The 9590-nt window shown below is 71.5% G+C and carries 8 protein-coding genes and 1 pseudogene; 3 read left to right on the top strand and 6 right to left on the bottom strand.

The annotated features are described in order from the left end of the window. From AXW62_RS35310 to pdhA, 3 genes are all read right to left on the bottom strand, one after another. Positions 1-382 (bottom strand): biotin/lipoyl-containing protein (locus tag AXW62_RS35310; protein ID WP_289306037.1); only part of this gene is annotated, 382 nt, incomplete at its 3' end. A 22-nt stretch (positions 383-404) separates the two neighbouring features. Next, on the bottom strand, positions 405-1385 hold the full coding sequence (locus AXW62_RS35305) for an alpha-ketoacid dehydrogenase subunit beta (protein WP_060948023.1): 981 nt from the start codon (positions 1383-1385) through the stop codon (positions 405-407). A 1-nt stretch (position 1386) separates the two neighbouring features. Further along, the gene (gene pdhA, locus AXW62_RS35300; protein WP_030827939.1) at positions 1387-2553 is read right to left on the bottom strand and encodes a pyruvate dehydrogenase (acetyl-transferring) E1 component subunit alpha; all 1167 of its coding nucleotides are present in this window, start codon (positions 2551-2553) and stop codon (positions 1387-1389) included. A gap of 322 nt (positions 2554-2875) precedes the next feature. On the opposite strand from pdhA, the gene AXW62_RS35295 reads away from it, so the two are divergent. Both AXW62_RS35295 and AXW62_RS35290 read left to right on the top strand, forming a co-directional pair. Beyond that, entirely contained in the window at positions 2876-3547 is a 672-nt protein-coding gene (locus tag AXW62_RS35295; protein ID WP_060948022.1) for a response regulator, read from the top strand. Positions 3548-3672: 125 nt separating this feature from the next. Continuing rightward, positions 3673-4710, top strand: a complete 1038-nt coding sequence (locus AXW62_RS35290) for a phosphotransferase (RefSeq protein WP_060948021.1) — start codon at positions 3673-3675, stop codon at positions 4708-4710. Between the two features lie 68 nt (positions 4711-4778). On the opposite strand, the gene AXW62_RS35285 is transcribed toward AXW62_RS35290, so the two are convergent. Then, positions 4779-6365 carry a protein kinase domain-containing protein gene (locus AXW62_RS35285; RefSeq protein ID WP_060948020.1) on the bottom strand — a complete coding sequence of 529 codons (1587 nt, stop codon included), beginning with the start codon at positions 6363-6365 and terminating at the stop codon, positions 4779-4781. 311 nt (positions 6366-6676) lie between these two features. Here AXW62_RS35285 and AXW62_RS35280 point away from each other — a divergent pair, with 311 nt between their 5' ends. Next, positions 6677-8320: a protein kinase domain-containing protein gene (locus AXW62_RS35280; RefSeq protein WP_060948019.1), complete on the top strand. Its 1644-nt coding sequence runs from the start codon at positions 6677-6679 to the stop codon at positions 8318-8320. Positions 8321-8685: 365 nt separating this feature from the next. Here the strand turns inward: AXW62_RS35280 and AXW62_RS35275 are convergent, their stop codons facing one another. Then, a complete protein-coding gene (locus AXW62_RS35275; protein ID WP_030827924.1) occupies positions 8686-9255 on the bottom strand; it encodes a bacterial proteasome activator family protein in 570 nt (189 codons plus the stop codon). Between the two features lie 65 nt (positions 9256-9320). Then, positions 9321-9590, bottom strand: a pseudogene (locus AXW62_RS35270) (hypothetical protein); the annotation flags it as partial.

The following is a 9590-nucleotide window of genomic DNA, read 5'->3' as shown; positions in this document are numbered from 1 at the left end:
CCCCGTAGCCGACCAGATTGGCCTGGCGGCCCTCCTTCCCGGCGGGCTCGGGCTCGGGCGCGGGCTTCTCGGCGGCGGGAGCCTGGGCGGCGGGGGCGGTCTGGGGTGCCGCCTCGCCCGCGCCGGGGTCGGTGTCCACCGAGATGATCGGCGTGCCCACGTCCACGGTGGTGCCCTCGTCGAAACGCAGCTCGTGGACGACTCCGTCGAAGGGGATGGGCAGCTCGACCGCGGCCTTGGCGGTCTCGACCTCGCACACCACCTGGCCGTCGGTCACGGTGTCGCCCGGCGCCACGAACCACTTGAGGATCTCGGCCTCGGTCAGCCCCTCGCCCACGTCGGGCATCTTGAACTCACGGAAGCGCTGTTCGACTGCGGTCATCGTCACGATCTCCTCAAGCCCTTCAGTACGCCAACGCACGGTCTACGGCGTCGAGCACCCGGTCCAGCCCCGGAAGGTACTCGTCCTCGAGCCGTGACGGCGGGTACGGCGAGTGGAAGCCGCCGACCCGCAGCACCGGGGCCTGGAGGTGATAGAAGCACCTCTCGGTGACGCGTGCGGCGATCTCCGATCCGGTGCCCAGGAATACCGGCGCCTCGTGGACCACGACCAGCCGTCCGGTCCGCTCCACGGACCGCTGGACCGTGTCGAAGTCGATCGGCGAGATCGACCGCAGATCCACCACCTCGAGCGATGTGCCCTCCTCGGCCGCCGCGGCGGCGGCGTCCATGCAGACCTTGACCATCGGGCCGTAGGCCGCCAGGGTCAGGTCCGCCCCCGGCCGGGCCACCCGGGCGGCGTGCAGCGGACCGGGGATCGCGGAGGTGTCGACCTCGGACTTGTCGTGGTAGCGGCGCTTGGGCTCGAAGTAGATCACCGGGTCGTCGCTGCCGATGGCCTGCTGGAGCATCCAGTAGGCGTCCGAGGCGTTGGCGGGCGAGACCACCTTCAACCCCGCCACGTGCGCGAACAGCGCCTCCGGCGACTCGCTGTGGTGTTCCACCGCGCCGATGCCGCCGCCGTACGGAATGCGGACCACGACCGGCAGCTTGACCTTGCCGAGCGATCGCGCGTGCATCTTGGCGAGCTGGGTGACGATCTGGTCGTAGGCGGGGAAGACGAAACCGTCGAACTGGATCTCCACCACCGGGCGGTAGCCGCGCAGCGCGAGCCCGATCGCGGTGCCCACGATGCCGGACTCGGCGAGCGGGGTGTCGATGACCCGGTCCTCGCCGAAGTCCTTCTGCAGTCCGTCGGTGACCCGGAAGACGCCCCCGAGCTTGCCGACGTCCTCGCCCATGATCAGGACCTTGGGGTCGGACTCGAGGGCCGTGCGCAGCGACGCGTTGATCGCCTTGGAGAGCGACATCTTCTCGGCGGCCATGTCAGATGCCTTCCTCAGCGGTGACGAACGAAGCCTGGTACTCGGCGAACTGCGCCCGCTCCTCGTCGACGAGCGCGTGCCCGTCGGCGTAGACGTGCTCGAACAGGGCCATGTCATCGGGGTCGGGCATGGCCCGTACCGCGTCCCGGACCCGCTTGGCCAGCGCGTCGCTCTCCCGCTCGAGGCCGGCGAAGTACGCGTCGTCGGCCAGGCCCTCGCGGGTCAGCAGGGTGCGCAGCCGCAGGATCGGGTCCTTGGTCTCCCACACCTCGCGCTCCTCGGGCGAGCGGTAGCGCGTCGGGTCGTCGGAGGTGGTGTGGGCGCCCATGCGGTAGGTGAACGCCTCGATGAGCATCGGGCCCTGTCCGGTGCGCGCCCGCTCCAGCGCGGCCTTGGTGACGGCCAGACAGGCGAGCACGTCGTTGCCGTCCACCCGCACCCCGGGGAAGCCGAAGCCCTGGGCGCGCTGGTAGAGCGGGACCCGGGTCTGCTTCTCGGTGGGCTCGGAGATGGCCCACTGGTTGTTCTGGCAGAAGAAGACGACCGGCGCGTTGTAGACCGCGGAGAAGGTGAACGATTCGGCGACATCGCCCTGGCTGGAGGCGCCGTCGCCGAAGTAGGCCAGGACCGCGGCGTCCGCGCCGTCCTTGGCCACGCCCATCGCGTAACCGGTCGCGTGCAGCGCCTGCGAGCCGATGACGATGGTGTACAGGTGGAAGTTGTTGCTGTTGGGGTCCCAGCCGCCGTGGTTCACGCCGCGGAACATCCCCAGCAGATTGGTCGGGTCGACGCCCCGGCACCAGGCCACACCGTGCTCGCGGTAGGTGGGGAAGACGTAGTCGGCGTCGTTCAGCGCCCGGCCGGAGCCGATCTGCGCCGCCTCCTGGCCGAGCAGCGACGCCCACAGACCCAGTTCGCCCTGGCGCTGCAGGGTGGTCGCCTCGGCGTCGAACCGCCGGGTCAGCACCATGTCCCGGTACAGACCGCGCAGCTCCTCGGGGGTCGGGTCGATGGCGTACTCGGGGTGCTCGACCCGCTCGCCCTCCGGGGTCAGCAGCTGTACGAGTTCGGGCTGGCCCGCGGGCTGCTTCTTGGCGTTCCGCGCGGTGGTGCTGCGCTTGGCTCCGCTGCGGCGCGGCTTGCGCGCGGCAGTGCTCTCCACGGTCACGTGTGCTCCTCCGTCTGTCCGGCCCCCGGGATCCGCCGGCGGCCAGTTGCGGCTCGCCCGTCCGGCGACGGCGCACGGGGTGGGTGCGCCGAGGCATGACCGGGCGTGACAGGTTCCCGGCGGCTGGCCCTGCACAAGGCACGTTACCCAGTGCGTCGCATGTCTGCGAAACCCCACCTGACCTGCAATTTTGCTTGGATTTCCAAGTAAATCGCGTGAGTGGGGAAACATCCACTGGTCACAGCCCCGCAGGCCGCCGGACAAGCGCACGGTATCCCGCGGGACAACGGCACGGGAAGACTTCGTGTGTGAGACTGGAGCCGTGCGCGAAGAGGGAAAAATACGCATTTTCCTGGTCGACGACCATGAAGTCGTACGACGCGGCGTACGCGACCTGCTCGCGAGCGAACCCGACATGGAGGTCGTCGGCGAGGCGGGCACCGCGGCCGACGCGCTGGCCCGGATCCCGGCCGCCCGCCCCGACGTCGCCGTACTGGACATCCGGCTGCCCGACCGCAGCGGGGTCGAGGTCTGCCGGGAGATCCGCACCCGCGACGAGTCCGTCCACTGCATGATGCTCACCTCCTTCGCCGACGACGAGGCACTCTTCGACGCCATCATCGCGGGCGCCTCGGGCTATGTCCTGAAGGACATCCGCGGCGGCGAACTGCTCGCCGCCGTCCGGGACGTGGCCGCGGGCCGGTCGCTGCTCGACCCGGTGGCCACCGCCCGGGTGCTGGAACGGCTGCGCGGCCAGGCCGCCGTCAAACAGCCGGACGACCGGCTCGCCGCCCTCACCGAGCAGGAACGCCGGATCCTGCTGCTGATCGGGGAGGGGCTCACCAACCGGGTGATCGGCGAACGGCTGCACCTCGCCGAGAAGACGATCAAGAACTATGTGTCCAGTCTGCTCTCCAAGCTGGGCATGGAACGCCGCTCGCAGGCAGCGGCCTACGTCGCCCGCATGCAGGCGTCCCCACCCCAGAAGCGCTGACGGCGCCGGGGGCGGAGCGGGCCCGGACGTGGTGGCGCCCCGGTCGACGAGGGACCGGACCGGGGGTGCCCGGCGCCGCCCTCGCACGCCGTGGCGGTGTTCCCCGGTGATCTAACATCTGGCAGGTGCCGCGCTCACCTGTAGACTCCGCCGAGGCCGCTCCCGACGGGGAAACCCTGAGCGCCCTGCTCCGCCGCTACGACGGCGCCGGGGACGCGGTCTCCTGCGAACCGCTCACCCAGGGGCTGCTCAACCGCGGCTACCGCCTCGCCACCACCCGCGGCCGGTTCTTCCTCAAACACCACCTCGACGGCGACCGCACCGCCATCACCCGCCAGCACCGGGTCACCCAGCGGCTGGACGCGCTCGGGCTGCCCGTCGCCCCGCCGGTCCCCGACGCCGACGGCCGTACGGTCGCGGTGATCGGCGGCCGCTGCTACGCACTGCACCCGTGGATCGACGGGCGGCACCGGGACGGCGGTGAGCTGACCGCCGCGCAGTGCTGGCGCCTGGGCGGGCTGCTCGGGCTCGTCCACACCTGTCTGGAGCGGGTCATGCGGTCCGGTACGGGCGACCGCCGGCCGTCCGGGGAGGCGGCCGTCCCCGAGGACACCTTCGCCGTGATCGAGCAGCTGCTCACGCTGGTCCGGGGGCGCCGGGCCCGCGACGCCTTCGACGAACTCGCCGAGCACCGGCTGATCGAACGGCGGGCGCTGCTGGAACGGCACGCCCACCGCCGCCCGGAGGCGCACGCCGTTCCGGCCACCGGCTGGGTGCACGGCGACTTCCACCCGCTGAACCTGCTCTACCGCGACACGGAGCCGGCCGCCATCGTCGACTGGGACCGGCTCGGGGTGCAGCCGCGCGCCGAGGAGGCGGTCCGGGCCGCCGCGATCTTCTTCGTACGGCCCGGCGGCACCCTGGCCCTCGCCAAGGTGCGGTCCTACGCGCGGGCGTACCGGTGCGCGGCGGGGGCCGGGAGCTCCGAGATGGCCGCGGCCGTGCACCGGGTGTGGTGGGAACGGCTCAACGACTTCTGGATGCTGCGCTGGCGCTACCAGCGCGGCGACGGACGCGCCGATCCGCAGTTCCCGGCGGCCGCCGCGCTGGCGGTGTGGTGGACCCGGGAGTACGACGCGGTCCGCGACGCCTTCTGCGGCTGAAGGACGCCCGAGGGGCGCCCGAGGGGCGCCCGAGGGTCCTCAGCGAGGACCGGGGCGCCCGGCCGCCGTCAGGGGGTGTTGCCGACGTCGCCCGTGTCGCCCGTCGGGTCGGTGGGCAGGTCGCCGCCCTGCGTGGGCGACTGGTCGCCCGTGGGCGTGGGGGGCTGCTCGCCGCCGCCCGGGGTGGTCTGCTCGTCGCTCGGCTGGCCGTCGTCGCCCGGGTCCGTCTGCCCGTCCGTCGGTTCGTCCGTGGGGCCGTTGGAGTAGGTCGGCGTCGGACCCTCGGTCGGGGTGTAGTCGCGGCCCGTGTCCCCGGAGGTGGCCTGGCCGGTCGGGGCCGTGTCGTCCCCGGTGTCGTCGCTCGGCGTATCGCTCGGCTTGGGCTTCTTGTCCTGGGTGACCGACGTCTGGTGCTTGCTGGGCTTGTGCCCGCCGCCCTTCTCGCCGGCGTTCAGCGCGAAGGCGACCCCGGCCGCGACGGCGATCACCGCGAGCGCCGCGATCAGCCACATCCTGCCGCGGCCCTTACGGCGGCCGGAACCTCCGTGGTAGCCGCCGTCGCCGCCCCCGGGACCGGTGATGACCGGCTGCTGCGAGGTGTCGCCGTGGCCCGGGTGCGGCAGCGCGGTGGTGGCGGCGCCGACGCCCGGCATGCCCATGGCGGGCGTGGCCCCGCCCAGGTGCTGGGTGACCGGGCCGGTGTTCCAGACGCCGGTGTGGCCGCCCGCCTCGTGGAGCATCTGGAGCGCGTACTGCACCAGTCCGCGCATCTCCTCGGCGCTCTGGAACCGGTCGTCCGGGTCCTTGGCGAGGGAGCGCATGACCAGGCCGTCCAGCTCCGGCGGCACGGTGCCGGAGATCTCCGACGGCGGCACCGGAGTGTCCTGGACGTGCTGGTACACCACCGACAGCGGGGTCTCCCCGGTGAACGGCGGGCGCAGCGCCAGCAGCTCGTAGAGCAGACATCCGGTGGCGTACAGGTCGGAGCGGTGGTCCACGGCCTTGCCGAGGGCCTGCTCCGGCGAGAGGTACTGCGGGGTGCCCATGACCATGCCGGTCTGGGTCATCGTGGACTGCGCGCCGTGCAGGGCGCGGGCGATGCCGAAGTCCATCACCTTGACCGCGCCGCTGTTGGTGATGATCACGTTGGCGGGCTTGATGTCCCGGTGCACGATGCCGTGCTGATGGCTGTAGGCGAGCGCCTCCAGCACCCCGGAGACGATGATCAGCGCCTGGTCCGGCGGCGGGGCCTCGGCGTTGAGCAGCAGGTCGCGGATGGTCCGGCCCTCGACCAGCTCCATGACGATGTACGGCACGGTGTTCTGGCCGACGACGTCCTCGCCGGAGTCGTAGACCGCCACCACCGCGTGGTGGTTCAGCCCGGCGACGGACTGTGCCTCACGGGTGAAGCGGGCCTTGGACACCGGGTCCTCGGCCAGGTCGGCACGGAGCAGCTTCACCGCGACCGTCCGGCCGAGCCGGAGGTCCTCGGCGGCGAACACCTCCGCCATGCCGCCGCGGCCGAGGCGGCTGGTCAGCCGGTATCGGCCATCGCCGACAAGTCCTCCATTGCCCCACGCCTCGGGCGAATCCGGCATTCCGGACCCGCTGGCGTCAGGTTCGGAGGGCCCCTGGGCGCTCTGGGTCTGTGCCATCGGTCCTCGCCGTCTCGTTCTCGGTGGGGGTCTGGTCGAGATCGCCCCGCCCACGGGCGGTACGGTTCCTGCTAGGCACGCTACAGCCTTCGCGCCGTGCTTCGGTTGGGGATGGACCGGTCATCAAACCTGTTGACGGTGAAGCGACGCAAATCGCGTGACGGGTTCTTGCGCATCCGGTCACGGAACGGGCACGCGGCTTGACGTGTCCGTGGCCTGGGGCAGACTTGGCCACGATATCCACAACATCAAGATCAATGCGTCGAAACGTGCGCGTCAGAGTAGTGAGTGCGCCGAGGGGGAAGTACGAAATGAGCCAGCACGGCGCACCAGGTCAATACCAAGGCCACTCCCTGGCGAACGGCCGCTACCAGCTGCGGGATCTGCTGGGCGAGGGCGGCATGGCCTCCGTACACCTGGCCTACGACACCGTGCTGGCCCGCCAGGTCGCGATCAAGACGCTCCACACCGAACTGGGCCGGGAACAGTCCTTCCGCGAGCGGTTCCGCCGCGAGGCCCAGGCTGTTGCGAAACTCACGCATCCCAATATCGTCTCGGTCTTCGACACCGGCGAGGACTCCATCGACGGCTCGCTGATGCCGTACATCGTGATGGAGTACATCGAGGGCCAGCCGCTGCGTTCGGTTCTGGACACCGATGTCCGGCAATACGGTGCGATGCCGACCGAAAAAGCGTTGAAAATCACCGGCGATGTGCTGGCGGCGCTGGAGATCAGCCATGAGATGGGGCTGGTCCACCGCGACATCAAGCCGGGTAACGTGATGATGACCAAGCGCGATGTGGTCAAAGTCATGGACTTCGGCATCGCCCGCGCCATGCAGTCCGGGGTCACCTCCATGACCCAGACCGGCATGGTCGTCGGCACCCCGCAGTACCTCTCCCCGGAGCAGGCGCTGGGCCGCGGCGTCGACGCCCGCAGCGACCTGTACTCGGTCGGCATCATGCTCTTCGAGCTGCTGACCGGCCGGCTCCCCTTCGACGCGGACTCGCCGCTGGCCATCGCGTACGCGCATGTCCAGGAGGAGCCGGTCGCGCCCTCCACGATCAACCAGGCCATTCCCCCGGCGGTGGACGCGCTGGTGGCCCGCGCACTGAAGAAGAACCCGAACGAGCGCTTCCCGAACGCCGAGGCCATGCGCGACGAATGCGCCCGGGTCACCCGTACCGGCCAGACCGGCGCCTCCCCGATCATCATCAGCGGCGGGCCGCCCGCCCGCAGCGGCGCCGGTGTCGGTTCGGCGGTCTTCCCGCCGGTCGGCCAGCAGACGCCCGCCCCGGGCCCCGGCAGCGTCCAGACCCCCTACCAGCCGCAGCCCTCCGCCGGGCAGTACGGCGCCTTCGGCCCGTCCACCCCGCCGCCGTCCGCCCAGCCGATGGGGCAGCAGGGCTACCAGGCCCCGGCCCCGGCGTACCAGGGCGGCCCCAGCACCCCGCCGCCGTACAACATCTCGCCCCCCTCGACGCCGTCCGGGAACGGCGGTGGCAGCGGCAACAAGCGCGTGATCATAGGCTCGGCCGTCGTCGCGGCGATCGCGGTCGTCGCCGTGATCCTGGTGGTCGCGCTCAACGGCGACGGCGGTTCCAAGGACGAGAGCAAGGGCGGCGACACGTCGGCGTCCCCGTCGGCCTCCGAGACCTCCGAGGGCTTCCGCATGGGCGACAAGAGCAAGACGATCGACCCGGAGAAGTGCACCGACGCCTACGAGGACGACGACGAGAAGGGCACCTACACGGTGCCCGACTTCCAGAACCTCTACATCGACTCGGTGAAGAAGTGCATCCGCGCGGCGGGCTGGAAGTACCGCGTGGTGCCCCAGGACGAGAATCTGTGGGGCAAGGGCACCGTCCTCAATTACACGTACCGGAACTACGAGCCGTACAACCCCAAGACGGACACCATCGAGCTGACCGTCTCCACCGGCAACCCGGGGTAGGCGCGGCTCCCGCGTCCGGCCACGGCTCCCGCACCTGGCCGCGGCTCCCGCACCTGGCCGCGGCTCCCGCGCCCGGCCGGGCCGGGCGTGGCCGCACCGCCCGGCAGGTACGCCGAGTGCGCACGCCGGGCACGTACGCAGAGCACGCCGACGCCGCGGGCCTCATCCGGAGATGAGGCCCGCGGCGTCGTTTTCGTTATGCGACCCGTGGCGTCGTCGCGCCGGTGAGCCTGGATGCCGGACCGGGATCCAGGCCGGGGTCCGGGCCGGAATCCGGGCTGGCGTCCGGGCCGGGCGGGCACGGCCCGGGGCGAAACCGGGTGTGAGACCGAGCGTGAGGGCCCGGCGAGTGGCTCATGAGGGGCTCAGAGGTACGGGCCCGAGCGGGCGCCGCCCTGCTTGGGCGCGGCCTCTTCCTCCTCGCCCCCGCCGAGGCCCGGCGGCAGCGCCCGGCGCATCTGCTCGAGCTGCGCCCGCGCCGCCATCTGCTGGGCGAACAGGGTGGTCTGGATGCCGTGGAACAGTCCTTCCAGCCAGCCGACCAACTGGGCCTGCGCGATGCGCAGCTCCGCCTCGGTGGGCACCGCCTCGTCCGTGAAGGGCAGCGACAGCCGCTCCAGCTCCCCGATCAGCTCGGGTGCGAGCCCGTCCTCCAGCTCCTTCACCGAGCTGGAGTGGATCTCCTTCAGCCGGACCCGGCTGGCCTCGTCGAGAGGTGCGGCGCGGACCTCCTCCAGAAGCTGCTTGATCATGCTGCCGATCCGCATGACCTTCGCCGGCTGTTCGACCATGTCCGTCACGGGAACCTCGCGCGACTCGTCGTCACCACTGCCCTCGCCGGAAGCAGGAGCGACGCCGCCGAGTGCCATGCCGTCCGGACCGACGACCAGGACGTGCGGGCTCTCCTGCGCTCGTTCGTTCATCGGCTGGTTCATACCCCCCATTGTTCCGTACCGGCACCCGGTACGGCGGGCGAGGGTCGGGGATTCGGCGCCGGTGTTCAGCGGCGGCGCAGCCGCAGACCGAAGAAGGCCAGGCCGAGACCGAGACCGGCGAGCGCGAGACCGGTGCCCAGCGGCAGCACCCGCATCGCCCGCCCGCTGGGCTCGGCGGCGGTCCGCCGACCGCCGTAAGGCTGCCCGGACGGGAGCGGATCGCGGGCCTCCTGCCGGTCCGTGCGCTGGGGGACGGGGAGGGAGGACGGCGTCCACTCGGGCACCAGCGAGAACTGCCCGGCCGTCTCGTCCCCGCCCGTGTCTCCGCCTGTGTC

Source organism: Streptomyces hygroscopicus subsp. hygroscopicus, assembly GCF_001553455.1.
GTDB classification, from domain to species: Bacteria; Actinomycetota; Actinomycetes; order Streptomycetales; family Streptomycetaceae; genus Streptomyces; species Streptomyces hygroscopicus.
This window is presented reverse-complemented; position numbering and strand designations above follow the sequence as displayed.